This is a genomic window from Caulobacter ginsengisoli (assembly GCF_030814835.1).
In the GTDB taxonomy this organism is placed as follows: domain Bacteria; phylum Pseudomonadota; class Alphaproteobacteria; order Caulobacterales; family Caulobacteraceae; genus Caulobacter; species Caulobacter ginsengisoli.
The window spans coordinates 91,869-115,727 of the sequence record NZ_JAUSVS010000011.1 but is presented as its reverse complement, the minus strand read 5'-3'; the positions used below and the strand labels follow the sequence as shown (position 1 = coordinate 115,727).

25 protein-coding genes and 1 other RNA gene are annotated in these 23,859 nt (G+C 69.2%); 22 read left to right on the top strand and 4 right to left on the bottom strand.

All coding sequences use genetic code 11. From position 1 onward, the window contains the following. Positions 1 to 282: 282 nt before the first annotated feature. The 10 genes from QO010_RS21140 to QO010_RS21095 all read left to right on the top strand — a co-directional run bounded on the left by QO010_RS21140 (position 283) and on the right by QO010_RS21095 (position 10,307). Positions 283 to 447, top strand: coding sequence for a Flp family type IVb pilin (locus QO010_RS21140; RefSeq protein WP_307352543.1), 165 nt, complete (start codon positions 283 to 285; stop codon positions 445 to 447). A 155-nt stretch (positions 448 to 602) separates the two neighbouring features. Next, positions 603 to 1,133, top strand: a complete 531-nt coding sequence (locus QO010_RS21135) for an A24 family peptidase (protein ID WP_307352542.1) — start codon at positions 603 to 605, stop codon at positions 1,131 to 1,133. A 161-nt stretch (positions 1,134 to 1,294) separates the two neighbouring features. Beyond that, a complete protein-coding gene (cpaB, locus tag QO010_RS21130) occupies positions 1,295 to 2,179 on the top strand; it encodes a Flp pilus assembly protein CpaB (RefSeq protein ID WP_307352541.1) in 885 nt (294 codons plus the stop codon). After that, positions 2,176 to 3,744, top strand: a complete 1,569-nt coding sequence (locus QO010_RS21125) for a type II and III secretion system protein family protein (RefSeq protein ID WP_307352540.1) — start codon at positions 2,176 to 2,178, stop codon at positions 3,742 to 3,744. Before cpaB ends, QO010_RS21125 begins: the two co-directional genes overlap by 4 nt. 4 nt (positions 3,745 to 3,748) lie before the next feature. Next, the gene (locus tag QO010_RS21120; protein ID WP_307352538.1) at positions 3,749 to 4,426 is read left to right on the top strand and encodes a CpaD family pilus assembly protein; all 678 of its coding nucleotides are present in this window, start codon (positions 3,749 to 3,751) and stop codon (positions 4,424 to 4,426) included. A gap of 4 nt (positions 4,427 to 4,430) precedes the next feature. Further along, a complete protein-coding gene (locus tag QO010_RS21115) occupies positions 4,431 to 5,894 on the top strand; it encodes a CpaE/TadZ family protein (RefSeq protein ID WP_307352537.1) in 1,464 nt (487 codons plus the stop codon). Beyond that, positions 5,895 to 7,421 (top strand): TadA family conjugal transfer-associated ATPase, encoded by a 1,527-nt coding sequence (locus tag QO010_RS21110; RefSeq protein WP_307352536.1) that lies wholly within the window; start codon positions 5,895 to 5,897, stop codon positions 7,419 to 7,421. A 5-nt stretch (positions 7,422 to 7,426) separates the two neighbouring features. Continuing rightward, on the top strand, positions 7,427 to 8,413 hold the full coding sequence (locus tag QO010_RS21105) for a type II secretion system F family protein (protein WP_307352535.1): 987 nt from the start codon (positions 7,427 to 7,429) through the stop codon (positions 8,411 to 8,413). A gap of 13 nt (positions 8,414 to 8,426) precedes the next feature. Next, positions 8,427 to 9,416: a type II secretion system F family protein gene (locus QO010_RS21100; protein WP_307352534.1), complete on the top strand. Its 990-nt coding sequence runs from the start codon at positions 8,427 to 8,429 to the stop codon at positions 9,414 to 9,416. 84 nt (positions 9,417 to 9,500) lie between these two features. After that, the gene (locus QO010_RS21095; protein ID WP_307352533.1) at positions 9,501 to 10,307 is read left to right on the top strand and encodes a GNAT family N-acetyltransferase; all 807 of its coding nucleotides are present in this window, start codon (positions 9,501 to 9,503) and stop codon (positions 10,305 to 10,307) included. Between the two features lie 157 nt (positions 10,308 to 10,464). Here QO010_RS21095 and QO010_RS21090 read toward each other — a convergent pair whose 3' ends face one another. Beyond that, positions 10,465 to 11,340 (bottom strand): tetratricopeptide repeat protein, encoded by an 876-nt coding sequence (locus QO010_RS21090; RefSeq protein ID WP_307352532.1) that lies wholly within the window; start codon positions 11,338 to 11,340, stop codon positions 10,465 to 10,467. An 84-nt stretch (positions 11,341 to 11,424) separates the two neighbouring features. Here QO010_RS21090 and QO010_RS21085 point away from each other — a divergent pair, with 84 nt between their 5' ends. Next, the gene (locus tag QO010_RS21085; RefSeq protein WP_307352531.1) at positions 11,425 to 12,804 is read left to right on the top strand and encodes a leucyl aminopeptidase family protein; all 1,380 of its coding nucleotides are present in this window, start codon (positions 11,425 to 11,427) and stop codon (positions 12,802 to 12,804) included. 175 nt (positions 12,805 to 12,979) lie between these two features. Here the strand turns inward: QO010_RS21085 and QO010_RS21080 are convergent, their stop codons facing one another. Continuing rightward, on the bottom strand, positions 12,980 to 13,663 hold the full coding sequence (locus QO010_RS21080) for a c-type cytochrome (protein WP_307352530.1): 684 nt from the start codon (positions 13,661 to 13,663) through the stop codon (positions 12,980 to 12,982). A 169-nt stretch (positions 13,664 to 13,832) separates the two neighbouring features. Between QO010_RS21080 and QO010_RS21075 the strand changes: the two genes are divergently transcribed. The 4 genes from QO010_RS21075 to QO010_RS21060 all read left to right on the top strand — a co-directional run bounded on the left by QO010_RS21075 (position 13,833) and on the right by QO010_RS21060 (position 16,900). After that, complete coding sequence (locus QO010_RS21075; protein WP_307352529.1) at positions 13,833 to 14,573, top strand: 3-deoxy-manno-octulosonate cytidylyltransferase; 741 nt, start codon at positions 13,833 to 13,835, stop codon at positions 14,571 to 14,573. A 7-nt stretch (positions 14,574 to 14,580) separates the two neighbouring features. Then, positions 14,581 to 15,429 carry a prephenate dehydratase gene (locus QO010_RS21070; RefSeq protein WP_307352528.1) on the top strand — a complete coding sequence of 283 codons (849 nt, stop codon included), beginning with the start codon at positions 14,581 to 14,583 and terminating at the stop codon, positions 15,427 to 15,429. A gap of 231 nt (positions 15,430 to 15,660) precedes the next feature. After that, entirely contained in the window at positions 15,661 to 16,095 is a 435-nt protein-coding gene (locus QO010_RS21065; protein ID WP_307352527.1) for an MAPEG family protein, read from the top strand. A 61-nt stretch (positions 16,096 to 16,156) separates the two neighbouring features. Further along, entirely contained in the window at positions 16,157 to 16,900 is a 744-nt protein-coding gene (locus QO010_RS21060) for a prephenate dehydrogenase/arogenate dehydrogenase family protein (RefSeq protein WP_307352526.1), read from the top strand. Here the strand turns inward: QO010_RS21060 and nudC are convergent. Beyond that, complete coding sequence (nudC, locus tag QO010_RS21055) at positions 16,897 to 17,823, bottom strand: NAD(+) diphosphatase (RefSeq protein WP_307352525.1); 927 nt, start codon at positions 17,821 to 17,823, stop codon at positions 16,897 to 16,899. The two genes, QO010_RS21060 and nudC, sit on opposite strands and share 4 nt — an antisense overlap. Before the next feature lie 112 nt (positions 17,824 to 17,935). Here nudC and QO010_RS21050 point away from each other — a divergent pair, with 112 nt between their 5' ends. The 4 genes from QO010_RS21050 to QO010_RS21035 all read left to right on the top strand — a co-directional run bounded on the left by QO010_RS21050 (position 17,936) and on the right by QO010_RS21035 (position 20,766). Beyond that, positions 17,936 to 18,574: an FABP family protein gene (locus tag QO010_RS21050; RefSeq protein WP_307352524.1), complete on the top strand. Its 639-nt coding sequence runs from the start codon at positions 17,936 to 17,938 to the stop codon at positions 18,572 to 18,574. A gap of 94 nt (positions 18,575 to 18,668) precedes the next feature. Then, entirely contained in the window at positions 18,669 to 19,568 is a 900-nt protein-coding gene (locus QO010_RS21045; RefSeq protein WP_307352523.1) for an alpha/beta fold hydrolase, read from the top strand. A gap of 260 nt (positions 19,569 to 19,828) precedes the next feature. After that, a complete protein-coding gene (locus QO010_RS21040) occupies positions 19,829 to 20,173 on the top strand; it encodes a hypothetical protein (protein ID WP_307352522.1) in 345 nt (114 codons plus the stop codon). Between the two features lie 146 nt (positions 20,174 to 20,319). Then, complete coding sequence (locus tag QO010_RS21035; protein ID WP_307352521.1) at positions 20,320 to 20,766, top strand: VOC family protein; 447 nt, start codon at positions 20,320 to 20,322, stop codon at positions 20,764 to 20,766. Here the strand turns inward: QO010_RS21035 and QO010_RS21030 are convergent. Then, positions 20,732 to 20,923, bottom strand: a complete 192-nt coding sequence (locus tag QO010_RS21030; RefSeq protein ID WP_307352520.1) for a hypothetical protein — start codon at positions 20,921 to 20,923, stop codon at positions 20,732 to 20,734. The genes QO010_RS21035 and QO010_RS21030 overlap by 35 nt on opposite strands. Positions 20,924 to 21,089: 166 nt before the next feature. On the opposite strand from QO010_RS21030, the gene ffs reads away from it, so the two are divergent. The 3 genes from ffs (at position 21,090) to QO010_RS21015 (ending at position 23,855) form a co-directional block, all read left to right on the top strand. Continuing rightward, positions 21,090 to 21,185: signal recognition particle sRNA small type (gene ffs, locus QO010_RS21025), an RNA gene on the top strand. 79 nt (positions 21,186 to 21,264) lie between these two features. After that, the gene (locus QO010_RS21020; RefSeq protein ID WP_307352519.1) at positions 21,265 to 23,067 is read left to right on the top strand and encodes a DNA polymerase III subunit gamma/tau; all 1,803 of its coding nucleotides are present in this window, start codon (positions 21,265 to 21,267) and stop codon (positions 23,065 to 23,067) included. Continuing rightward, positions 23,064 to 23,855 carry an SDR family oxidoreductase gene (locus QO010_RS21015; protein ID WP_307352518.1) on the top strand — a complete coding sequence of 264 codons (792 nt, stop codon included), beginning with the start codon at positions 23,064 to 23,066 and terminating at the stop codon, positions 23,853 to 23,855. The genes QO010_RS21020 and QO010_RS21015 overlap by 4 nt, the downstream gene beginning before the upstream one ends. Positions 23,856 to 23,859 lie beyond the last annotated feature (4 nt).

Below are 23,859 nucleotides of genomic sequence, written 5' to 3'. Positions count from 1 at the left end.
TGAAAAAGCCGCCTCTGCCGCGATTCCAAAAGCTGCTGCCTGCGCTGCGCGGGTGCGAAGTCCCCCACCCTGACCCATTTTGAGACAAATCGCCGCCCAAAATGGGCATGGTTAAAGGAAATTAGTGGTAAACCAAAATAAACCAAACAAAAAAATCGAGCAATACTTCGATGTTTACTTGCAATTAAGCCAAGCCTCGCAAGATGGCCTTGTTTTCGGGGGCGAGCAGGCCAAGCGGCCTAATCCCGCAACCGCTGGTCTGCTCAGCAAAGGAGATTCCAAATGAGCAAGTTCGTTTCGCGCTTCGTGTCGGATGAGTCGGGCGCCACGGCCATTGAATATGGCCTGATCGTCGCCCTGATCGCGGTGGTCATCATCACCGCCGTCACCACCCTGGGCACCAAGCTCAACACCGCCTTCACCACCATCAACAGCAAGCTTCCGTAAGACGAAGACTTCGCCTGATGAAAACGGGGGGGCCGCAGCGAAAGCTGCGGCCCTTTCCGCTTTTGGGCGCCCCGTCTCGCACCCGCGTCTCGCGCCAGCGTTTTCGGCCGCTCATCAACGTTTAGTTCACCGCCTTGCGGGCAATGTCGCGTCCCATGCTCCAGACGATCACGGCCATCCTGATCTTCGCCTTTCCCGCCCTCGTCGTCGTCGGCGGGCTGCGGGACGCGACCAGTTTCACCATCCCCAACTGGATCTCGCTGGCCCTGATCGCCCTCTTCCTGCCGGCCGCCCTCATCGGGGGTGTCACCTTGCCGCAGATGGGCGTGGCCGCCCTGATCGGGGTCTTCGCCCTGTTCGCCGCCATGGGCATGTTCGCCATGGGCTGGATCGGCGGGGGCGACGCCAAGCTGTTCGCGGCCTCGGCCCTGTGGCTGGGTTTCCCGGGCGTGGTCAATTTCGTGCTGATCACGGGCCTGGCCGGCGGCGCCCTGGCGCTGGCCCTGCTGGGCCTGCGCTCGATGTGGCTGCGGCCGATCGCCGAGCGGGGGCCGGCCTGGTTCAGCCGGCTGGCCAAGCCCGGGGGCGATGTCCCCTACGGCGTGGCGATCGCCTTCGGCGCCCTGGCGGCGTTTCCCGACAGCCTGTTGGGCAGGGTTTTTCCGCTGGGCGGACTTGCCGGCTGAGAATGGGCCGGCTGAGGCGCGCCGCTTAGGCGGGCGTTAACCATGGGCGCTGCTTAAGTAGGCCTGACGCCAGAAGGGCGAGTCGCGAATCGAATCCGCGCGAGGACCGCGAAGGTCCTCACGTCCCTAGTCACCCCGCCCCGCGGGAGCGCTTTTAGCTCATGAACGCCGTCCGTCTGATCATTCTCCTCGTCGCCATCACGGCCTCCATCGGTCTGGCCGTCGTGGTCCGCGGGGTTGTTGTCGGCAAGAAGCCTTCGACGGCCGCCGCCGCGCCCATGGTCACCCCCGCTTCCAAGCCGATGGCTCAGGTGCTGGTGGCCAAGCGCGACCTGCCGGTCGGCGCGCGCCTGACCCCGGCCGATGTCGACTGGCAGGCCTGGCCGGCCGACAGCCTGAACTCGGCCTTCATCACCGACGGCGCCCCTCCGGCGGCCCCCGAGACCGGCGCCAAGGGCGCGGTCGACAAGGCCAAGAAGACCGCCTCCACCCTGTTCGGCGGCGCGGCCATGCAGCAGGTGGTCGGGGCCATCGTCAAGGAACCCATCCTGGCCAACGAGCCGATGACCCTGCGCAAGCTGGTCCGCAGCGGCGAGGGCAACTACATGGCCGTGGTCGTGCAGCCCGGCATGCGGGCCATGAGCGTGTCGGTGACGGTCGATACCGGGGCCGGCGGCTTCATCCTGCCCGGCGACCGGGTCGATGTGATCCTGGCCACCCAGGTCGAGGGCGGCCGCGGCTTCACCAGCTCCACCGTGCTCAAGAACATTCGCGTCCTGGCCATCGACCAGGCCTCCGAGCCCGACAAGGACGCCAAGACCATGGTCGGCGCCGTCGCCACGCTGGAGATCGCCACGGGCGACACAGAAGTCCTGACCAGCGCCCAGGCCGCCGCGAAAACCCAAGGCCTGCTCGTCCTGGCCCTGCGCTCCTACGCCGACGCCGGCGCCGCCTCGGGCCGGGTGGCCCAGGGGCCGGTGGAAGACACCAGCACCGTGCGGGTGTTCCGCAACGGCCAGTCCAGCGAAGTCACGGTGACCCGATGAGCAGAACCCTTCGTCTGGTCGCCGTCCTGAGCGCCGCCCTGCTGCAGGCGGCCGCGCCCGTCGCCTGGTCCCAGACCATGCCGACCGACGTCCAGAGCTTCGGCCTGGCCGGCGGCCCCGGCTCCGGGACCACGATGCGCATCGACCTGGCCGGCGGCGGCGCCAGCCAGTCCCTGTCCCTGCCCAAGGGCAAGTCGGCGATCATCGAGCTGCCCGTCGACGCCCGCGACGTGCTGGTGACCAACCCGACCGTCGCCGACGCCGTGCTGCGCACAGAGCGGCGCATCTATGTGCTGGGCCTCAAGGAAGGCCAGACCGACGCGGTGTTCTTCGACGCCGCCGGCCGCCGCATCCTGTCCCTGAACATCCGGGTCGACACCGATGTCGGCGCCCTGGCCGACACCATCCAGCGGGTCATCCCCGGTTCGCGCATCAAGATCGAACCGATCAACGACAGCGTCATCCTGACCGGCCTGGTGCTCAACGCCGCCGACTCGGCCAACGCCCAGGCCATCGCCACCCAGTTCGTCGACAAGCCCGAGAAGGTCATCAACCTGCTGCAGATCGCCGCCAAGGACCAGGTGATGCTGAAGGTCCGGGTGATCGAGGTGCAGCGCAGCGTCATCAAGCAGCTGGGCTTCGACGCTTCCAGCCTGGTGGGCAAGATCGGCGACGACCAGATCAGCTTCGCCCAGAGCGCCACCTTCGGCGTCAACGGCGCCCTGCTGGGCGGCCTGACCGCCTCGGCCATGCGCGACACCACCACCCAGGCGGTGCTGCCCGGCACCGGCGGCTGCGACACCCCGACCAACACCCCCAGCACCGGCAACCCCGCCGACTGCGTGGCCACCGGCCGCGCCGGTTCCGGCGGGCTGGCCAAATACCTGACCGCCCTGAAGGCCTTCGAACGGGTCGGCCTGGTCCGCACCCTGGCCGAGACCACCCTGACCTCCACCTCCGGCGAGGCGGCCCGCATGCTGGCGGGCGGCGAATTCCCGGTCCCGACCGGCCAGGACACCACCGGCAAGGTGACCATCGAGTTCAAGCCCTATGGCGTGGGCCTGGGCTTCACCCCCATCGTGCTGAGCGGCGGCCGCATCTCGATGAAGGTCTCGGTCGAGGTCTCGGAACTCACCAACACCGGCTCCTTCACCCTGGCCACCGGCACCGGCTCGTCCCTGACCATTCCGGGCCTCAATGTCCGCCGGGCCGAGAACACCGTCGAGCTGCCCTCGGGCGGGGCGATGATGATCGCCGGCCTCTTGCAGGAGCGGACCGCCCAGAACCTCGACAGCGTCCCCGGCCTGATGACCGCCCCGGTGGTCGGCGCCCTGCTGCGCAGCCGCGACTTCCTGTCGGGCCAGACCGAGCTGGTGATCATCGCCACGCCCTACATCGTCGACCCCAGCCGGCCGCAGGATCTGCAGACGCCCGCCGATGGCCTCTTGATAGCCAACGACTTCGAGACGGTGCTGCTGGGCAAGCTCAACAAGACCGTCAAGGCGCCCCCCGGCGCCAACGCGGACCGGACCTATCAAGGGCCGGTCGGTTACGTGATCGAGTAGGTTCATGCGCAGACTGTCAGCCCTTACCGCCCTCGCCACCGCCACCCTCCTGGGGGCCTGCGCCCACGGGCCGCAGACCGACCTGACGGCGGCGACGCCCCTGGACGCCTGGGAAAAGAAGATCGTGGTGACGCCTCAGGCCGACGAGATCCGGCTGGGCTCGCACCCCACCGGGCTTTCGGGACCGCAGGCCGCGGCCCTGACCGCCCTGGCCGATCGCTGGCTGCAGGCCGACGGGCGGGAAATCCTGATCCAGACCCCGGACAAGTCGACCGACCCGAGCGGCGCCTATCGCGTCTCGACCGAGTCCCGCGACTTCCTGGTTCGCCAGGGCGTGCCCTATGGCCGCATCCGCATCGTCGGCTATCCCGCCGATGACGCCTCGGCCCAGCCGGTCATCGTCGGCTTCCAGGTCTATACGGCCCAGGGCCCCACCTGCGGCGCGTTCGGCAACCTGGCCCGCTCGGCCGGCAACGCCCCTTACGACAATTTCGGCTGCGCCATGGCCGCCAATATCGCCGCCCAGGTCGCCAATCCGCAGGACCTGCTCACCCCCCGCGACATGACCCCGGCCGACGCGGCCCGGCGCGGCGTGGTGATCGGCAAATACCGCGCCGGCGAGCCGACCTCGAGCACGGCCGACAAACAGGCCAGCGGCCAGGTTTCGCAGGTGGTGAACTGATCTCATGAGTGGCCGTCCGGCAGATCAAGACCCCTTTGACCTCGGCTTCGACGCCGAGGACGACTTCGGCTCGCCCGCCACCCGGGATCCCTGGGCCGAAACCGGCGCCCCCGCCGCGGGAGCGCCGTCGCGCGCCGACGATCCCTTCGCCGATTTCCCGCCGGCCCGTCCGTCCGGCTCGCCCGGCGAGGCCGACCCGTTCGCCGGTATGCCCGCCGCGTCCGGTCACAACCCCGTCGCCGACCTGATCGCCGGGGCCGAGGCGGCCCTGGGCGATGTCAGCGTCCCGCGCATCACCATCCACGCCTTCTGCGCCCGGCCCGAAACCGCCGAGACCATCGAGAAGGCCTCCACCGACCGGCGGATGAGCCGGGCCTCGACGGTGGTCAAGGCCGGCGGCCTGTCGGCGGCGGTCGACTACTACCAGAACCAGCCCACCCCCTCCCTGGTCATGGTCGAGAGCCTCGACTCCGGACCGGAGCTGATCGCCGGCCTCGACAGCCTGGCCGAGGTCTGCGACCCGGGCACCAAGGTGCTGGTGGTCGGCTCGGCCAACGACATCGCCCTCTATCGCGAGCTGATGCGGCGGGGGGTCAGCGAATACCTGGTGCCGCCGCTCAACCCGCTGCAGATCATCCGCTCGATCACCACCCTCTATGCCGATCCCTCCGCGCCGTTCGTCGGCCGGCAGATCGCCTTCGTGGGGGCCAAGGGCGGCTCGGGCGCCTCGACCATCGCCCACAACTTCGCCTGGTCGCTGTCCGAGCGCATGCAGGCCGGCACGGTGATCGTCGATTTCGACCTGCCGTTCGGCACCGCCGGCCTCAACTTCAACCACGACCCGCTGCAGGGCGTGGCCGACGCCCTGGGCCAGCCGGACCGGCTGGATCCGGTGCTGATGGAGCGGATGATGGTCCGCTGCTCGGACCGCCTGTCGCTGTTCGCCGCCCCGGCCAATCTCGACAACGACTGGGACATTCATTCCGACGCCTTCGAGGAGGTGGCCCAGAAGATCCGCGCCGCCGCCCCCTATGTGGTCATGGACCTGCCGCACAGCTGGAGCACCTGGAAGCGCAAGATCCTGCTCAGCTCCGACGATGTGGTGATCGTGGCCACGCCTGACCTGGCCTCGCTGCGCAACGCCAAGAACATGGTCGACCTGATCCGCCAGACCCGGCCCAACGACGCCCCGCCGCGCCTGGTGGTCAACCAGGTCGGCGTGCCCGGCCGGCCCGAGATTCCGGTCAAGGACTTCGGCGAAGCCCTGGGGCTGGACCCCTCGCTGGTCATTCCCTTCGAGCCCAAGACCTTCGGCCAGGCGGCCAACAACGGCCAGATGCTGTCCGAGGTCGCCGGCAAGTCCAAGGTCGCCGAGGGCATCGACAACCTGGCCCAGATGATCAGCCGGCGCGATCCGCCGGTCATCCAGAAGACCTCGATGCTCTCCAGTCTGTTCAGGAAGAAATAGGTGTTCGGTAAGCGCTCTGGAGACGGCGGCGATGGCCGACGGGCGCCGCCACCGGCCCCCGCCGGCGGGGCCGCGATCGCCACCCGGCCTCAGCGTGTCGAGCCGGCCGCCACGCCGCGCCCGCCCATGGGGGGCGGCTCGCCGGTGCCCGACCCGTCGGCCCGGCCGGCCACCAAGGTCCTGCCCAGGAACACCGACGGCCTGGCCCAGCTGCACGCCGCCCAGGGCCCGACGACCGAGATCGTCCGGGAAGAGAGCGACTACTACCACGCCACCAAGACGACGATCTTCAACGCGCTTCTGAACACCATCGACCTCTCCCAACTGGCCCAGCTGGACGCCAAGTCGGCGGCCGAGGAGATCCGCGACATCGTCGCCGAGCTGGTGGCGATCAAGAACGTCTCGATGTCGGTGGTCGAGACCGATCACCTGGTGCAGGACATCATCAACGACGTCCTGGGCTACGGCCCGCTCGAGCCGCTGCTGGCCCGCGACGACATCGCCGACGTGATGGTCAACGGCGCCAACCGGGTGTTCATCGAAGTTTCCGGCAAGGTCCAGCTGACCAATGTCCGCTTCCGCGACAACGCCCAGCTGATGAACATCTGCCAGCGGATCGTCAGCCAGGTCGGCCGCCGGGTCGATGAATCTTCGCCGATCTGCGACGCGCGCCTGCCGGACGGCAGCCGGGTCAACGTCATCGCCCCGCCGCTGGCCCTGGATGGCCCGACCCTGACCATCCGGAAATTCAAGAAGGACAAGCTGACGATGAAGGACCTGGTGTCCTATGCATCGATCAGCCCCGAGGGCGCCCGGGTGCTGGGCGTCATCGGCGCCTGCCGCTGCAACATCGTCATTTCCGGCGGCACCGGCTCGGGCAAGACCACCCTCCTGAACACCATGACCGCCTTCATCGACCCGACCGAGCGGGTGATCACCTGCGAGGACGCGGCCGAACTGCAGCTGCAGCAGCCGCATGTGGTGCGCCTGGAAACCCGGCCGCCGAACCTGGAAGGCTCGGGCATGATCACCATGCGCGACCTGGTCAAGAACTGCCTGCGGATGCGTCCCGAGCGGATCATCGTCGGCGAAGTCCGCGGCCCCGAAGCCTTCGACCTGCTGCAGGCCATGAACACCGGCCACGACGGCTCGATGGGCACGCTGCACGCCAACAGCCCCCGCGAGGCGATCAGCCGGATCGAATCGATGATCACCATGGGCGGCTACGGTCTGCCCTCGAAAACCATCCGCGAGATGATCGTCGGCTCGGTCGACGTGATCATCCAGGCCGCCCGCCTGCGCGACGGCAGCCGCCGCATCACCCACATCACCGAGGTGGTGGGGCTGGAAGGCGAGGTCATCGTTACGCAAGACCTCTTCGTCTACGAGATGACCGGCGAGGACGAGCACGGCCGCGTTCTGGGCCGCCACCGCTCGACCGGCATCGCCCGGCCCAGGTTCTGGGACCGGGCCCGCTATTACGGTCTGGAACGGGAACTGGCCGAGGCCCTGGACGCGGCGGAGTAGACGCCATGATGACCATTCTCATCGCCGTTCTGGGCTTCGTCACCATCGCGGGGCTGGGCCTGGCCTTCGCCGGCAGCGGCAATTCCAACGCCAAGACCGTCAAGCGCGCCCAGGCCATCGTCAGCGGCAATCAGGCCGGCGAGAAGCGTGGGGCCAAGACCGCCCGCTCGGCGGTCAACAACCAGGAACTTCGCCGCAAGCAGATCCTCAAGAACCTCAAGGACGAGGAAAAGCAGCAGAAGGCCAAGACCGTCACCCTGACCGCCCGCCTGCAGCAGGCCGGGCTGACCCTGACGGTGCGCAATTTCTGGATCATCAGCAGCGCCCTGGGCCTGATCGTCGCCGCCATCGGCCTGCTGTTCATCCACAAGCCCTGGGTCGGGCCGGTGCTGGGCGTCGTCGCGGCGGTCGGCCTGCCGCGCTGGATCATCAACTTCCTGGCCAAGCGGCGGACCAAGAAGTTCACCGAGGCCTTTTCCGACGCCATCGACATCATCGTGCGCGGCATCAAGTCGGGCCTGCCGGTCCACGACTGCCTCAAGATCATCGGCCGCGAGAGCCCCGAGCCCCTGGCCGGCGAGTTCCGCCGCCTGGTCGAGAGCGTCGGCATGGGCGCGCCGATGGATCAGGCCCTGGAGAAGATGTTCGAGCGCATGCCCACCTCCGAGCTGCGCTTCTTCTCCATCGTGCTGGCCATCCAGGCCAAGACCGGCGGCAACCTGGCCGAGGCGCTGAACAACCTCTCGGTCGTGCTGCGCTCGCGGAAACTGATGCGCGAGAAGATCAAGGCCCTGTCCTCGGAAGCCATCGCCTCGTCCTTCATCATCGGCAGCCTGCCGCCCGGCGTCGTCACCCTGATCAGCGTCACCTCGCCCAAATACATGGTGCCGATGTTCACCGATCCGCGCGGCAACATGATGCTGATGGGGGCGGTGTTCTGGATGAGCTGCGGCATCTTCGTGATGCGCAAAATGATCAACTTCAAGTTCTGATGGCCGCGCCCCGATGAGCATCGTCGACGTCGTCACCAGCCCGGACAACATCCTGACCGCCTTCGTGGCGGCGGTCAGCTTCGCCACCATCGTCACGGTGGCGGGGCCGGCCCTGAAGGGCAACAATCTGGAGGGCCGGCTCAAGTCGGTGGCCAACCGGCGCGAAGAGCTGCGCAAGCGCTCGCGCGAGGCCCTGGCCAAGAAGTCGACCACCGCCGGCTCGCTGCGCCATGTCGACGAGGGGATGTACAAGAAGGTCGTCGACCGCCTGCAGCTGTCGCGCCTGCTCGAGGACCCGCAGGTGGCCGACAAGCTGGCCCAGGCCGGCTATCGCGGCCCCCGGCCGATCTCGACCTTCTACTTCTTCCGCTTCGTCAGCCCCTTCGTGCTGGCGGCGACGGTGGCCTTCTACCTCTATGTGATCAACGACTTCGGCCTGCCGGCCATGACCCGGCTCAGCGCCTGTTTCGCCGCTCTTCTGTTGGGATATTACGCCCCCAACCTCTACATCTCCAACGCCGCCACCAAGCGGCGGGAATCGATCGTCGGCGCCTTCCCCGACGCCCTCGACCTGCTGCTGATCTGCGTGGAAAGCGGCATGTCGATCGAGGCGGCCATCCAGAAGGTCAGCGCCGAAATCGGCGGCACCTCCATTGAGCTCGCCGAGGAACTGGGCCTGCTGACCGCCGAACTCAGCTATCTGCCCGAGCGCCGCCAGGCCTATGAGGGCCTGGCCAAGCGGACCAACCATCCGGGCATCAAGTCGGTGGCCACCGCCATGATCCAGGCCGAGCGCTACGGCACGCCGCTGGGCGCCGCATTGCGGGTCATGGCCAAGGAAAACCGCGAACTGCGCCTCTCCGCCGCCGAGAAGAAGGCGGCAGCCCTGCCGGCCAAGCTGACCGTGCCGATGATCCTGTTCTTCCTGCCGGTGCTGTTCGTGGTCATCCTGGGCCCGGCCATCATCAAGGTGCAGGACATCCTCAGCCACAAGACCAACTAGGCTCCTGAGCGCGCGCGCCGGGCGGGACTTTACACCGTAAGAATTTTATCTCATAACCTTACGACGTAAGAATGGGGTTGTGCGGTGACTCAAGCGACAACGGCCGATCTCGAGGCGATCGAACGCGACGCCTGGCTGGACATGTTCGACGCGGCGCCGGCGCCGTTCGCCACGGCGGCGGGCCTGGCCTGCCGACGGTTTGGCGAAGCGTCCGGGTTCGCGATCCGCCTGGCGCCGACCGTGCAGTTCAACCGGGTGCAGGGCGAGGGCGTGGCGGCGGCCCCGGATGACCGCCTTGACGCCATGCTGACCTGGCTGCGGGAGAGCTGCGGTCCGGTCTGGGCGCTGCAGGTCGTGGCCCAGGCCGGAGAGGCGGTCGCCACGTCCAGGCTGGCCGAGCGCGGCCTGGTCCCGAACGGCTCCTGGACCAAGTTCGTCCGGCCCGCCGGTCCGGCAGCGGCGAAGACATCCCTCACCATTCTCAGGATCGGCGCGGACCGGGCCCAGGACTTCGGGGGCATGGTCCAGGCCGGCTTTGGCGCGCCGCCGCCGTTCGCCCCTTGGGCGGCGGCCCTGGCGGGACGGTCACGATGGACCACCTACGTCGCCTATGACGGCGAGACGCCGGTCGGGGCGGCCGCCATGTTTGTCGATCGGGGCCTGGCCTGGCTGGGTCTCGGCTGCTGCCTGCCCAGCCATCGCGGCCGGGGCGCGCAGCCGGCCATGCTCGCCGCCCGCATCGCCGACGCCCAGGCGCTGGGCGCCCGGGCCGTGGTCACCGAAACCGGCACGCCGCCCCCGGGCGAGGAGGAGGAGCACCCTTCGTTCCGCAATATCGTTCGCGCGGGTTTCGAGCCCGTCTATCGGCGGATCAACTACCGGCCCTCCTAGGGTCCGTACACAATACCGCTCATCCCCGCGAAAGCGGGGACCCAGGCTTTTTGCCGTTGAGGGCAATGCCGACCGGTCTAGGCGGCTGTAAGTCCGCTACGAAAAACACCTGGGTCCCCGCTTTCGCGGGGATGAGCGGATTGGGGAGAGTGCCGGCCTAGCGCCCGCCGCCGGCCCGCACGCTGTCCCAGCTGCGCCCGCCCGGAGGGGGGGTCTGGCCGGTGGCGGCCTTGAGCCAGGCGATGTTGTTGGCGACCATTTCGGGCGGCAGGTCCTGGCGGGCCAGGGCCTCGGCCTCGGACATCCGGCCCTGGAGGCCAACCACCAGGGCGAGGTCCTGGCGGGTCTGGATGCCCGAGCCGGGCAGGCTGGCGGCGCGGCGCAGCAGGCGTTCGGCCTGGGGCAGGTCGCCATGGCCGGCCCAGTACATGGCCATGTTGGTCAGCACGGCCGGCTCGTTGGGGGCCAGGCTCAGGGCCTGTTTGTAGGCGGCCAGGGCTTCGCCATCGCGCTCGGCCTGCTCATAGGCCACGGCCAGCAGCGACAGGGGCCGCCAGTCGCGCGGGGCGACGGCCTGGGCCTGGCGGGCCGGTTCGATGGCGTAGAAGCCCTTGCCCTGGGCGATCCGGATCCGGGCCAGCTCCAGCAGGGCGTCGAGATTGCCGGGCTGGCTGATCAGCACCCGCTGGGCGGCGTCGGCGGCGTCGTCGAACTGGTTCATGGCCCGCAGCGACTGGGCCAGGCCCAGATTGGCCTGCACGTCGGTGGGATCGATCTGCACCTCGCGGGCCCAGAAGGTGGCGCGGCCCAGGGGGTCCAGCCGGGCGGCCTCGGCGCGCTGGGTCGGGGTGGCCTTGGCCGGCATCGGCAGGCCGGCGGTCTGCATCGTCGGGCGGTCGGCGGGGGTCATGGCGCCAGCGACCGGCGCGGCCGGCTTGGGCTTGGAGCCGGGCCACGCCAGGGCAGGCGTCGACAGGCCCGCCAGCAGGGTCAGCAGGGTTGCGGCCAGGAGCGGCTTGCGACACATGGACATTACAGACCTCCGGGAGCGTCGCCGCACCATGCCGCCCCGGGGTTCAAGGAATCGTTAAGCATAATTTTCGCGAGGCCCCCGCCCATGCCTGACTCCCTGATCGCAACGGCCGCCGGCGCGGTGGTCCAGGTCCTGGCCGTGACGCCGGAGGGGCTGGAGGCGGCCCTGGCGGCGGGTGGCGACTTCCTGCGCGGCTTCGCGGGCCTGGGCGAGTTCAAGGCCAAGGCCGGCCAGGTGCTGGCGGTCCCCGGCGAGGACGGCCAGCTTTCCAAGGTGCTGTTCGGCCTGGGCGACAGGCCCGAGGCGGCCGCCTTCCGCGCCCTGCCGGGCAAGCTGCCGGCCGGCGAATACGCCATCGCGGCGGAGGGCCTGGACCCCGCCGCCGTCGCCCTCAGCTTCGCCCTGGGCGGCTATCGCTTCGACCGCTATCGCAAGGCCCGCGAGCCGGGCGCCCGGCTGGTGGTGGCGGACGGGGTCGACCTGGCCGAGGTCCGCAGCCTGGCCCACGCCTGCGCCCTGGCCCGCGACATGGTCAACACGCCCGCCAACGACCTGGGGCCGCTGCAGATCGAGACCATCGCCCGCGAGATCGCCGAGCAGTATGACGCGACCATCGCGGTGGTGACCGGCGACGCCCTGCTCGACGAGAACTACCCGGCCGTCCATGCGGTCGGCAGAGCCGCCCATCCCGACCGCGCGCCGCGGATGATCGAGATTACCTGGGGCGATCCGGCCCATCCCGTCGTCGCCATCGTCGGCAAGGGCGTGGTGTTCGACACCGGCGGGCTGGATATCAAGCCCTCGGCCGGCATGCGGCTGATGAAGAAGGACATGGGCGGCGCCGCCCACGCCCTGGCCCTGGGCCGGATGGTGATGGCCGCCGGGCTGAAGGTGCGGCTCTCGGTGCTGGTCCCGGCCGTGGAGAACGCCATCAGCGGCGACGCCATGCGACCGGGCGATGTGCTGAACTCGCGCAAGGGCCTGACCATCGAGGTCGGCAACACCGACGCGGAAGGCCGGCTGATCCTGGCCGACGCCCTGACCCGGGCCGAAGAACTGAACCCCGTCCTGACCATCGACATGGCCACTCTGACCGGCGCGGCGCGGGTGGCGCTGGGGCCGCAGGTCATCCCCTTCTACACCGCCAGCGACGCCCTGGCCGGGGAGATCGCGGCGGCCTCGGCCGAGGTCGCCGATCCGCTGTGGCGCATGCCGCTCTGGGCCGGCTACGAGGACGCCCTGGACGGCGACATCGCCGATGTGAAGAACGATCCCGACGGCTGGGCCCAGGCCGGCTCGGTCACCGCCGCCCTCTTCCTGCAGCGCTTCGCCCCGGCCATGGGGGAATGGGCGCACCTGGACATCTTCGCCTGGAACCCCAAGGGCCGGCCGGGACACCCGGTTGGCGGCGAGGCGCAGGCGATTCGGGCGCTGTATGCGGTGTTGAAGAAGCGGTTCGGCTGATTGAACTCCCTTCCTCCTCGATGGAGGAAGGGTTGGGGATGGTGGTGGGGGCACAGCGTGTCCGGAAGCACGCGGGGAGGCGACCACGCCACCCTGAGCCCATCACCCAAATTCCGAGTGCACACCACCAACCCTGCCCTTCCTCCATCGAGGAGGAAGGGTTCTCAGAGGCGTCCTACTTCTTCACCGGCGCCGGGGCGGCGGTGGCCGAAGGCGTGGCGGCCGGGGCGCCAGGGGTTCCCGGCGTGGCCGAGGCGGCGCCGGCGGCGGTTCCGGCCGCGGCCGGTGCGGCGGCTGCGGGCGCGGCTGCGGCGGGCTTGGGCGCGGGGATCGGCAGGGTCGAGCCCAGGCTGTGCAGGTAGGCGATCATGGCGATCCGCTCTTCCGGCTTCTTCAGGCCCACGAAGGTCATCTTGGTGCCCGAGACGTCCTTGCCCGGCGCCTTGAGGAACAGATAGAGGCGGTCGTAGTCCCATACCGGGTTCTTGGCCCCGAAGTCGGTCATCGGGGCCGAATAGGCAAAGCCGCCGTGCGAGCCGGGCTTGCGGCCGACCACGCCGAACAGGTTGGGGCCGGTGCCGTTGGCCCCGCCCTGGGTGAAGGTGTGGCAGCCGGCGCACTTGGCGCTGATCGCCTGGCCGGCGGCGATGTCGGCGGTCGGCAGGACCGTGCCCCAGTCGGGCGGGGTGTCGGCGACTTCGCCGCCGCCGCCAGTGTCCTCGACCACGGCGATGGCGTAGCCGGGCTTTTCCGGGGGCTCGCTCTCGAAGAGGATGCCGGTCAGCTGGCCCAGGCCCAGGATCACCAGCCCGGTCGCCAGCCCGGCGCCCAGAATCTTGTTCAACTGCAGATCGCTCATGTCCGCCCTTAACAGCCCTCGATGGGCTCGCCGGCCGGGTTCGGAGGAGGCGAGCCGAGTCAGGAGCGAAATGGTCGCCCCGTGTTGCGCAGGCGTCTCTTACACGCTACCGCCCCCGGTGCAAGACGGGCGCCTGCCCGAAATGGAGCCTCGCGCCGAACAGTCCGTCATGAAGCCGCTTGTCCTCATTCCCGCCCGCCTCGCGGCCACCCGGCTGCCGAACAAGCCGCTGGCCGATATTGGCGGCGTGCCGATGATCGTCCGTGTGCTGCGCCAGGCCGAAAAGGCCGGGGTCGGACCGGTGGCGGTGGCGGCGGGCGACCCGGAAATCGTCGAGGCGGTGGAAGCGGCGGGCGGCCGGGCCGTGCTGACCGACCCGGGCCTGCCGTCCGGCTCGGACCGGGTGCTGGCGGCGGCCGACCAGCTCGACCCCGCCGGCGAGCACGACGTGATCGTCAATCTGCAGGGCGATGTGCCCTTCTTCGACCTGGCCATGCTGCGCGACTGCGTCGGCCTGCTGGAACAGCGGCCGGACTGCGACATCGCCACCGTGGTGGTGCCCGAAGCCGGGCCCGCCGACCGCGCCGACCCCGACAAGGTCAAGGCGGTGCTGGCCCTGCAGCCGGACGGCCGTTCGGGCCGGGCCCTCTATTTCACCCGCTCCACCCTCTACGGCGACGCCCCGATCTGGTGGCATATCGGCTTCTACGCCTATCGCCGCGCCGCGCTGCGCGCCTTCACCGCCGCCCCGCCCTCGCCGCTGGAAAGGCGCGAGAAGCTCGAGCAGCTGCGGGGCATGGAGCTGGGCATGACGATCTGGGCCGCGGTCAGCGACGCCGCCCCGGTCGAGGTCAACAACCCGGCCGACCTCGAATTCGCCCGCGCCTACGCGAAAGCCCATCCCCAATGAGTCCTCGATGACTGTCCTCAAGAAGATCGCCTTCCAGGGCGAACCCGGCGCCAACAGCCATGAGGCCTGCCGCGACTATTTTCCGGGCTACGTGGCCCAGCCCTGCCCGACCTTCGAGGAGGCCTTCGAGGCGGTGAAGTCGGGCGACTGCGAGCTGGGCATGATCCCGGTCGAGAACTCCATCGCCGGCCGGGTCGCGGACGTGCACCACCTGCTGCCCAGCTCGGGCCTGAGGATCATCGGCGAGAAGTTCAAGCCGATCCGCTTCCAGCTGATGGCCAACAAGGGCGCCAGGTTGGCGGACATCAAGACCGTTTCCAGCATGGCCATCGCGCTGGGCCAGACCCGCAGGTCGCTCAAGAAGCTGGGCGTCGCCACCGAGGCGGTCGGCGACACGGCCGGCGCGGCCAAAGCCCTGGCGCTCAATCCCGACCCGACCCGCGCCGCCGTGGCCCCGGCCCTGGCGGCCGAGATCTACGGCCTCGACATCCTGATGCGCGACATCGAGGACGAGCGGCACAACACCACCCGCTTCCTGGTGATGACCGCCGACCCCAACCCGGCCCGCCCGCCCTTCACCAGCAAATGCATCACCAGCTTCGCCTTTAGGGTGAAGAACCTGCCGGCGGCCCTCTACAAGGCCCTGGGCGGCTTCGCGACCAACGGCGTCAACATGACCAAGCTGGAAAGCTACATGGAGGGCGGCGCCTTCACGGCCACCTTCTTCTACGCCGAGGTCGACGGCCGGCCCGAGGACCGCGGCCTGGCCCTGGCCCTGGAGGAGCTGGCCTTCTTCACCGACCAGATCGAGATCCTGGGCGTCTTCCCGGCTGATCCGTTCCGGGAGCGGGTGTGATTCTTGAACCCTTCCTCCTCGATGGAGGAAGGGCAGGGTTGGTGGTGTGCGCTCGGAGCCTGGGCGAAAAGCTCAGGGTGGCGTGGGCGCCTCCCCGCGTGCTTCCGGAAACGCTGTGCCACCACCACCATCCCCGCCCTTCCTCCATCGAGGAGGAAGGGGGAAGAGAAGACTTCACACCCCCACGTCACCTTCTCTAGACTCCCCGTAATCAACGCCGGGGAGGGCGCGATGAATTTCCTGAATGAGCCGAACGTGCTGGCGCCGGTGCTGGCGCTGATCCTGTGGTCGCTGGTGGTCTGGGTGTGGATGTACGCCACCCGCATCCCGGCCATGCTCAAGGCGAAAATCCCGCCGCAGGACGCGCGGTTTCCAGGCTCGCTCGACGTGTTGCCCGACAACGTCCGGCAGGTGGCCGACAACTACAACCACCTGTTCGAGCAGCCGACCATCTTCTACGCCCTGGCCGTCTACACCTATCTGACCGCCGGGGTGGGCCCGCTGACCTGCGGCCTGGCCTGGGCCTATGTCGGCCTGCGGGTGATCCACAGCCTGGTGCAGGGCACGGTCAATATCGTCAATCTGCGCTTCCTGGTCTTCGCCGCCTCGACCCTGGTGCTGATCGCCTGGGCGCTGATCGAGGCCTGCGCGCTGCTCAATCGATAGCGAGTTTCACCTTGCCGCGCGCCGCCGCGCCGCCTAGGCGGGAGGCGAAACGGAGCGGGTGATGGCGAGATCGCTGGGCATTATCGGGATCGGGGCGTTCGGGGAGTTCATGCTCAAGCATGTGACGCCCTATTTCGACGTCGTCATCCATGATCCCTTCCGCGACCTTTCCCCGCTGGAAGACCGCTACCGCGTCCGCGCCGGCTCGCTGGAGGAGACCGCGGCTCAGGACATCGTGGTGCTGGCCGTGCCGGTTCAGAAGCTGGCCGCCGTCGTCCAGGAGGTCGCGCCCTTCCTGCGGCCCGACGCCCTGTTGATGGACGTCTGCTCGGTCAAGGTGAAGCCGACCGCCGCCCTGCTGAAATACGCCCCCCCGGGGATGGACATCGTCTCCATCCACCCGCTGTTCGGGCCCAACTCCGGCGCCAAGGGCATCCATGGCCTGGTGGTCTCGGTGCTCAACATCCGGGGCCGGCGGATGGCCGAGGTGGCCCTGTTCCTGCGCCGCGAGCTGGGGTTGAAGGCGGTCGTCACCAACCCCGAGCGCCATGACCGCGAGATGGCCTATGTCCAGGGCCTGACCCACCTGATCGGCCGCTCGATCGTGGGGCTGAAACTGCCCGAACGCATGCGCCAGACGACGCCGACCTTCGACCACCTGATGAACATGGTGAATGTCATCAAGGACGACTCCGACGACCTGTTCCGCGCAATCGAGGCGGAAAACCCCTTCGCGCGGGATGTGAAGGACGCCTTCCTGGAGCGGCTGCAGGCGATGGTCAGTTCGACGAAGCCGGAGGACTAACCCTCTTCCGCCCAGGCCTTCAGCAGCTGGTGGGCGATCGCCAGCTTCGGCGGGCAGAACAGGCCGGGGAGCGAGCCGGCCAGCAGGGCCTTGGCCTCGTCACGGGTGAACCAGCGCACGGCCTCCAGCTCGGTGTCGCTGGGCGTGGCGTCGTCGTTCTCGACCTCGGCGATCAGCCCGATCATCAGCGAGGACGGATAGGGCCAGGGCTGGGTCGAGTGATAGCGGACGCTGGCGGTGGAGAGGCCGGCCTCTTCCTTCAGTTCGCGGGCGCAGGCCTCCTCGATGCTCTCGCCGGGCTCCAGGAAGCCGGCCAGGGCCGAATACATGCCCTTGGGCCAGATGGCCTGGCGGCCCAGCAGGCACTTCTCGCCCTTGGCCGGCAGCATGATCACCACCGGGTCGGTGCGCGGGAAGTGCTCGACCTTGCAGGTGTCGCACACTCTCTTCCAGCCGCCTTCGGCCGGATGGCTGGGCTGGCCGCAGTTGGCGCAATAGCGGTGGCGGCGGCGCCACTCGAACATGCCCTTGGCGGTGGCGATGATGGCGGCGTCGGCAGGGGGGAGGGCGGTGGCCACCCCGCGCAGGTCGACGAACCTGCCCAGGCCATCCAGCGGCCCGCCATCGGCCGGGTCGGTCCCGTCGGCCAGGTCGACGGCGAAGACGGCGGTGTCCTTCCACAGGCCCAGGAACAGCAGGGCCTCGCCATTGCCAGACAGCTCGCCGGCCAGGCTGGCGCGGATATAGGCGATGCGCGGTTCGTCCTTGCCGCCCTCCACCATGGGCTGGCCGTTCCAGATGGCGATGGCCAGGCTGTCGGGATCGGCCAGCTTCTCGCCCAGCCACTGGACGTCGCCGCGCTTGTCGCTGGCGCGGTCCAGGGGGTTGCCGGCGAAGGTGTTGGTGAAGGCGGTCAGAGGCATGGACGCTTCATGGCCGGGCTAAGGGAAGCTGGCAAGCATCGCTTGACGCCGACGCCGGCCGCACACAAATCCAGGGCCAGATAAAGCAGTCGGGGCGAGGCAGGCGAAAATCATGAGCGACTATCCCGAGGACATCTTCACCGAGCAGGACGACCTCGATGTCGACACCCTGGCCAACCTGGGGCCCCTGCGCCGGCTGGCGGGGGTGTGGGAAGGGACCAAGGGCCTGGACGTCAACCCGTTCACCGACGGCCAGCGCCGGCAGGTCTATGTCGAGCGCATCGACCTGCAGCCCATCGACCCGCAGTCGAACGGACCGCAGGTGCTCTACGGCCTTCGCTACCACACCCACATCGTCAAGCCGGGCGAGGTCGAGACCTATCACGACCAGGTCGGCTACTGGCTCTGGGACCGGGCGAGCGGCGACATCTTTCACAGCCTGACCATCCCGCGCGGCCAGGTCGTGCTGGCCAAGGGCAATGCGGGCGCCGACGCCGACACCTTCGAGGTGAACGCCACGCGCGGCTCGACCGAGGCCGGCATCTGTTCGACGCCCTTCCTGGAACACGCCTTCCGCACCGACAGCTTCCACATGCGGGTGACCTTCAACGACGACGGGACCTGGTCCTATTTCGAGGACACCGTCCTGCAGGTGCTGGGCCGCGATGGCCCCTTCCACCACACCGACCGCAACACCCTGCACAGGGTCGCCGAGCCGAAGCCCAATCCGCTGGCGCTCGCCGAAGCTTGACGGGCGGCCCGCCAGCCAGCAATCTCAACTCGATTGACCCCCCGCCGGCCGCCGGCGGGGGGTTTCCTTTGGCCCAGGCCCAAGGAGAACCCTCATGTCCCACCCCGTGAATGAAGCCGGCTTCGTCACCCTCAACGGCGCCCAGCAGTGGGTGACCCTGCGCGGCGATGACACCGCCAATCCCGTCCTGCTGGTGCTGTCCGGTCCCGGCGTGGCGTTCAGCGCGCTGGCCGAGCTGTTCGCGCCCTGGGAGCGGCGGTTCACCCTGGCCCATTGGGACCAGCCCGGCGCCGGCCGCACCGCCGATCGCCACGGCGAGGACGATCCGCTGTCGCTGGAACGGCTGATCGCCGATGGCCTGGCCCTGGCCCTTCAGTTGCGCGGCCGGCTGCCCGCCGCGCCGCTGATTCCGCTGGGCATTTCGGGCGGCTCCATCATCGGCCTGTCGATGCTGGCCCGCCGGCCCGACCTGTTCGCCGCCTATGCCGGCCAGGGCCAGATCTTCCACTGGCCGCGCCAGCAGGCCGCCAGCTATGGCCTGACCCTGGACCGCCTGCGCGCCGCCGGGGACGCGGCGGCGGTGGCCGAGCTGCTGGCCCTGGGGCCGCCGCCCTGGCCGGATGTCGCCGCCGACGCGGTCTGGTCCCGCCATGCCGGGACGCTCACCGCCGCCGAGCTGGCGGTGCTGACCCGCCTGCCGCCCCCGCCGGCCGGCCAGGACCCCCGCGTGCGGGCCATGACGGCCTTCGCGCGGCTGCGGGCCGATATCGCCGGCTTCGACGCCGATGACCTGGGGCGGCGGTTCGAGCGGCCGTTGCTGTTCCTGCAAGGGGAGGCCGACCTCTACACGCCGACCACGGCCCTGGAGACCTGGCTGGCGGACCTTTCGGCGCCCCGTCAGCGGCTGGCGATCCTGCCGGGGGGCGGCCATTCCGCCGTCTTTCTCACGGACGCCATGGGCGCGGGGCTGGCGACCCTGCTGGCCGACCTCTGACCGGGCCGCGATGCCCCCTTTTCTTGGGTCGCAGCCCGCCCGCAAATGCGGCACATTCATGGCCGACCTTGCCGAACTGAGTTGAGTTGGAGACTAAGCGCGCCTTGCAACGCGCGAATATTCTGGACCTCCCGTCAAACGCGGGCGATCCTTCGAAATACGGAACAGGGGGGCTTAGGAGGGACATCCTGCTTCCTGCATGTCTTGGGGATCATGCGGACCAATCCCCACCGTTGTAGGGGTCATCGACCATGAACATTATGCGTACCCGGTTTAGCCGCGCCGCCGCCGCGGCCGTTCTCGCCCTGGCCTTCCTGGCGCCCGCCCTGCCGGCGTCGGCCCGTGAAGACCGCATCTTCTATCTCTATAATTCCAATGGCTCGGTCTCGATCCAGCGCGTCTGGACGGCCCTGGCGGGCGACAAGAACGACGCCTGGACGCCGGCCACGCTCAACTCGCCGGTCGACCCGGGCGAGACGACCAGCTTCTCGCTGGGCGAGGGCGCCAGCTGCTTCTATGACGTGAAGGTCCAGTTCAGCGACAGCTACGAACAGACCTTCGCCAACGTCAACGTCTGCCGCGCCGACAAGGTCACCGCCACCTGATGTGACGGAGGCGCGGCCCTGGACCGGCCGCGCGCAAAGGACCTCTACGCAAACGACCGGCCCGCGCCTGGCGACAGGCGCGGGTTCGGGTCGTTTCGTTTGAACTTCATCTGGCCCGCGCGGCCATCCTGCGCGACAGTCAGGCCATGAGCATCACCCGCCTGGCCCACAACGCCATCCGCACGCCCGACCTGGAAGGCTCGCGCCGGTTCTTCGTCGAGGTGCTGGGCCTGCGCGCCGGCTATCGGCCGCCGTTCGACTTCCCGGGCCTGTGGATTTATCCGGCGGGCAGCGACGACAACCCCGACAACGCCTTCATCCATCTGATCGGGGTCGATCCGGCCGACAAGGCGGGCCTTGTCCGCTATCTGGGCGACCGGGCCGAGGCCGCCCTGAACGGCAGCGGGGCCATCGACCACATCGCCCTGGAAGCGGACGACTGGCCCGCGCTCAAGGCCCGCTGCGAGGCGACCGGGACGGCCTGGACCGAGCGGACCGTGCCGGGGCTGGGCCTGTTGCAGGTGTTCGTGGTCGATCCGTCGGGCGTGACGTTCGAGATCAATTTTCCGGCGGGGCGGTCCGGCGTTCCGTGACGGCTCGCGCCGGGGGCCGGCGCTCGGGCCAGCAGGCGGTGACGATCGCCGCGGCGGCGGCCTGGCGGCGGCGGCGCTGGCTGGCGCGGCGTTCGGCCCAGCGGCGCTTGAGGGCGGTCCACCAGGACTCGGGTCGAGGAAGATAGACTGAGGCCATGTGCGATCTGCCCCGACGCCACGGTCTGTGGCCCATGAACAAAGCCTAGATCACTCGCCCGTTGCGAGAAATTCCGGGATTTCTCCTAGGGGAGACTACTTAGTCGCGCATCGCCTGGCATGGCCCGCCCTTGCTTCTGGCCGCGCAATCCCCGATATACCCGCTCGGAGATCGGCGATGGGCGGACGCCTCGCCAACCTGGTCAGGTCCGGAAGGAAGCAGCCACAACGAGTTTCGCTCCGGGTCGTTGCCGGTCTCCACCCTTCCCCACAGTTTAAAGTGATGCGCCGGCCGGTCGGCGGGCTTTTGCCCGTTGCCAGGGTGTTCTAGGTTGCGAGTCCATGGCCGACGAAGACGACCTCGCGCTCGACGAAGACCCGCCGGAGCGCGACACCGCCACCGATGACATGTTCGGCGCGCCCGCCGAGCCGCTCGCGCCCGTCCCCGTGGCGGGGGCGGCCTATACCGTGCTGGCCCGCAAATACCGGCCGCGCACTTTCGAGGACCTGATCGGCCAGGAGGCCATGGTCCGGACCCTGACCAACGCCTTCGCCTCGGGGCGGATCGCCCACGCCTTCATGCTGACCGGGGTGCGCGGGGTGGGCAAGACCACCACCGCCCGCCTGCTGGCCCGGGCCCTGAACTACGAGACCGAGGTCGTCCACCAGCCCAGCCTGGAGCTGGGCAAGGAGGGCCGCCACTGCGCGGCCATCATCGACGGGCGGCACATGGACGTGCTGGAACTGGACGCCGCCAGCCGCACCAAGGTCGACGAGATGCGCGAGTTGCTGGACGGGGTGCGCTATGCCCCGACCGAGGCGCGCTACAAGGTCTATGTCATCGACGAAGTGCACATGCTCTCGACCGCGGCGTTCAATGCGCTGCTCAAGACCCTGGAAGAGCCGCCGCCGCACGCCAAGTTCATCTTCGCCACCACCGAGATCCGCAAGGTGCCGGTGACCATCCTGTCGCGCTGCCAGCGCTTCGACCTGCGGCGCGTCGAGCCCGACATCCTCGCGGCCCACCTGGACAAGATCGCCTCCCTCGAAGGCGCGCGGATCGACCAGGACGGCCTGGCCTTGCTGGCCCGGGCGGCCGAAGGCTCGGTGCGCGATGGGCTGTCGCTGCTCGACCAGGCCATCGTCCAGGCGGATGCGGGCCAGATCGTCTCGGCCGCCGTGGTGCGCGACATGCTGGGCCTGGCCGACCGGGCCCAGACCATCGCCCTGTTCGAACAGGTCATGCGCGGCGAGACCGCCAACGCCCTGGCCAGCTTCAAGGCCCTGTGGGGGTTCGGCGCCGACCCGGCCCAGGTCATGCTCGACCTGTTGGAACACTGCCACGGCTCGTCGGTCGCCAAGGCGCTGGGACCGGAAGCCCTGACCCTGCCCAAGGACCAGGCCGCGCGCCTGGCCGGGGTCGGGGCCCTGGCCTCGGCGGGCACGCTGTCGCGGCTCTGGCAGATGCTGCTCAAGGCCCATGACGAGGTGCGCCGCGCGCCCGATCCGTCGGCGGCGGCCGAGATGGCCATCATCCGGCTCTGCTACGCGGCCGACCTGCCGGGGCCCGAGGAGGCGCTGAAGGCGCTGCGCGACGGCGAACCCGTCGGCGGCGGCGGGGGCGGACAGTCCCCGGCGCCGTCCAGCGGCGGCGGCGGTGTTGGCGCGGGCGGCGGCTTCGCCCAGGCCCGCATGGTGCAGCCCACGCCGCGTCCGGCCCAGGAGACCACGCCCGTCCTGGCCAGCTTCGACGACGTCCTCAAGCTCATCGAGGCCCGCCGCGATATCGGCCTCAAGCTGGACGTCGACCGCTACATGCGCCCGATCAGTTTCCGGCCCGGCGCCATCACCTTCGAGCCGGCCCCCGGCGCGCCCTCGAACCTGGCCGGGCGGCTGGTCAAGGCGCTGAAGACCTGGACCGGCCAGCCCTGGCTGGTGGCGGCCGAGGGCGGCGGCGGGGCCGAGACGGCCTGGGAGCGCCAGAAGCGCGAGGGCCGCGAGATGCGGGCCGAGATCGAGGCGGACCCCTTCGTGCGCACGGTCATGGACGCCTTCCCCGGGGCCGAGATCGTCGAAATCCGCCATGCCCCGGCCGTCGAGGTCGAAGCGGCCCCTGAAGAAGCAGATACGGAAACCGACGAGTGAGCGAACCGCGCAAGGCCATCTTCATCACTGGCGCCGCCTCGGGCATGGGCCTGGAAACCGCCCGCCTGTTCCACGCCAACGGCTGGTTCGTCGGCGGGGTCGACGTCAATGTCGAGGGGCTTAAAAGCCTGGAACAGGAACTGGGCAGCCAGAACAGCTATATCCGCACCCTCGATGTCACCGACCGCGAGGCCTATCGCGGCACGCTGGAGGGTTTCGTCGAGGCCAGCGGCGGGCGGCTGGACATCATGTTCAACAACGCCGGCATCGGCCGGGGCGGGCCCTTCTCGGACATGCCCTGGGAAGAGGCCATGGCGGTGGTCAACATCAACCTGGTGGCGGTGCTCTCGGGCGTCCACCTGGCCATCCCCTATCTGAAGGCGACGCCCGGCTCGCTGTGCTTTTCGACCTCGTCCTCGTCGGCCATCTTCGGCATGGCCAATATCGCCGTCTATTCGGCCACCAAGCATGCGGTGAAGGGCTTCACCGAGGCGCTGTCGGTCGAGTTGAAGGCGCATGGCGTGCGGGTCGCCGACACCCTGCCGGGCCTGATCGACACCCCCATCCTGCCGCCGGAAGCCAAGGTGAACGCGCCGACCGAGGGCATGTGGCGCCTGACCCCGCCCCGCGCCGTGGCCGAGGCGGTCTGGTCCGCCTATCACACCGACAAGATCCACTGGTATGTGCCGTCCGAGCTGGAGGCCTTCGACCAGTTCATCACCGCCAACCCCGAGCAGGCGCGGGACATGATGGCCTCGGCCGGTTTGTTCAATCGAGACAGCGAGTAGCGTG

What these genes read in the sequence shown, in the direction of transcription:
- QO010_RS21040 (WP_307352522.1), top strand. Translation starts at nt 19,829, where the DNA reads ATGCGTACCCGGTTTAGCCGCGCCGCCGCCGCGGCCGTTCTCGCCCTG.
- QO010_RS21135 (WP_307352542.1), top strand. Translation starts at nt 603, where the DNA reads ATGCTCCAGACGATCACGGCCATCCTGATCTTCGCCTTTCCCGCCCTC.
- QO010_RS21075 (WP_307352529.1), top strand. Translation starts at nt 13,833, where the DNA reads ATGAAGCCGCTTGTCCTCATTCCCGCCCGCCTCGCGGCCACCCGGCTG.
- QO010_RS21085 (WP_307352531.1), top strand. Translation starts at nt 11,425, where the DNA reads ATGCCTGACTCCCTGATCGCAACGGCCGCCGGCGCGGTGGTCCAGGTC.
- QO010_RS21140 (WP_307352543.1), top strand. Translation starts at nt 283, where the DNA reads ATGAGCAAGTTCGTTTCGCGCTTCGTGTCGGATGAGTCGGGCGCCACG.
- QO010_RS21100 (WP_307352534.1), top strand. Translation starts at nt 8,427, where the DNA reads ATGAGCATCGTCGACGTCGTCACCAGCCCGGACAACATCCTGACCGCC.
- QO010_RS21125 (WP_307352540.1), top strand. Translation starts at nt 2,176, where the DNA reads ATGAGCAGAACCCTTCGTCTGGTCGCCGTCCTGAGCGCCGCCCTGCTG.
- QO010_RS21080 (WP_307352530.1), bottom strand. Translation starts at nt 13,663, where the DNA reads ATGAGCGATCTGCAGTTGAACAAGATTCTGGGCGCCGGGCTGGCGACC.
- QO010_RS21115 (WP_307352537.1), top strand. Translation starts at nt 4,431, where the DNA reads ATGAGTGGCCGTCCGGCAGATCAAGACCCCTTTGACCTCGGCTTCGAC.
- nudC (WP_307352525.1), bottom strand. Translation starts at nt 17,823, where the DNA reads ATGCCTCTGACCGCCTTCACCAACACCTTCGCCGGCAACCCCCTGGAC.
- QO010_RS21050 (WP_307352524.1), top strand. Translation starts at nt 17,936, where the DNA reads ATGAGCGACTATCCCGAGGACATCTTCACCGAGCAGGACGACCTCGAT.
- QO010_RS21105 (WP_307352535.1), top strand. Translation starts at nt 7,427, where the DNA reads ATGATGACCATTCTCATCGCCGTTCTGGGCTTCGTCACCATCGCGGGG.
- QO010_RS21020 (WP_307352519.1), top strand. Translation starts at nt 21,265, where the DNA reads ATGGCCGACGAAGACGACCTCGCGCTCGACGAAGACCCGCCGGAGCGC.
- QO010_RS21030 (WP_307352520.1), bottom strand. Translation starts at nt 20,923, where the DNA reads ATGGCCTCAGTCTATCTTCCTCGACCCGAGTCCTGGTGGACCGCCCTC.
- QO010_RS21065 (WP_307352527.1), top strand. Translation starts at nt 15,661, where the DNA reads ATGAATTTCCTGAATGAGCCGAACGTGCTGGCGCCGGTGCTGGCGCTG.
- cpaB (WP_307352541.1), top strand. Translation starts at nt 1,295, where the DNA reads ATGAACGCCGTCCGTCTGATCATTCTCCTCGTCGCCATCACGGCCTCC.
- QO010_RS21035 (WP_307352521.1), top strand. Translation starts at nt 20,320, where the DNA reads ATGAGCATCACCCGCCTGGCCCACAACGCCATCCGCACGCCCGACCTG.
- QO010_RS21045 (WP_307352523.1), top strand. Translation starts at nt 18,669, where the DNA reads ATGTCCCACCCCGTGAATGAAGCCGGCTTCGTCACCCTCAACGGCGCC.
- QO010_RS21070 (WP_307352528.1), top strand. Translation starts at nt 14,581, where the DNA reads ATGACTGTCCTCAAGAAGATCGCCTTCCAGGGCGAACCCGGCGCCAAC.
- QO010_RS21060 (WP_307352526.1), top strand. Translation starts at nt 16,157, where the DNA reads ATGGCGAGATCGCTGGGCATTATCGGGATCGGGGCGTTCGGGGAGTTC.
- QO010_RS21090 (WP_307352532.1), bottom strand. Translation starts at nt 11,340, where the DNA reads ATGTCCATGTGTCGCAAGCCGCTCCTGGCCGCAACCCTGCTGACCCTG.
- QO010_RS21120 (WP_307352538.1), top strand. Translation starts at nt 3,749, where the DNA reads ATGCGCAGACTGTCAGCCCTTACCGCCCTCGCCACCGCCACCCTCCTG.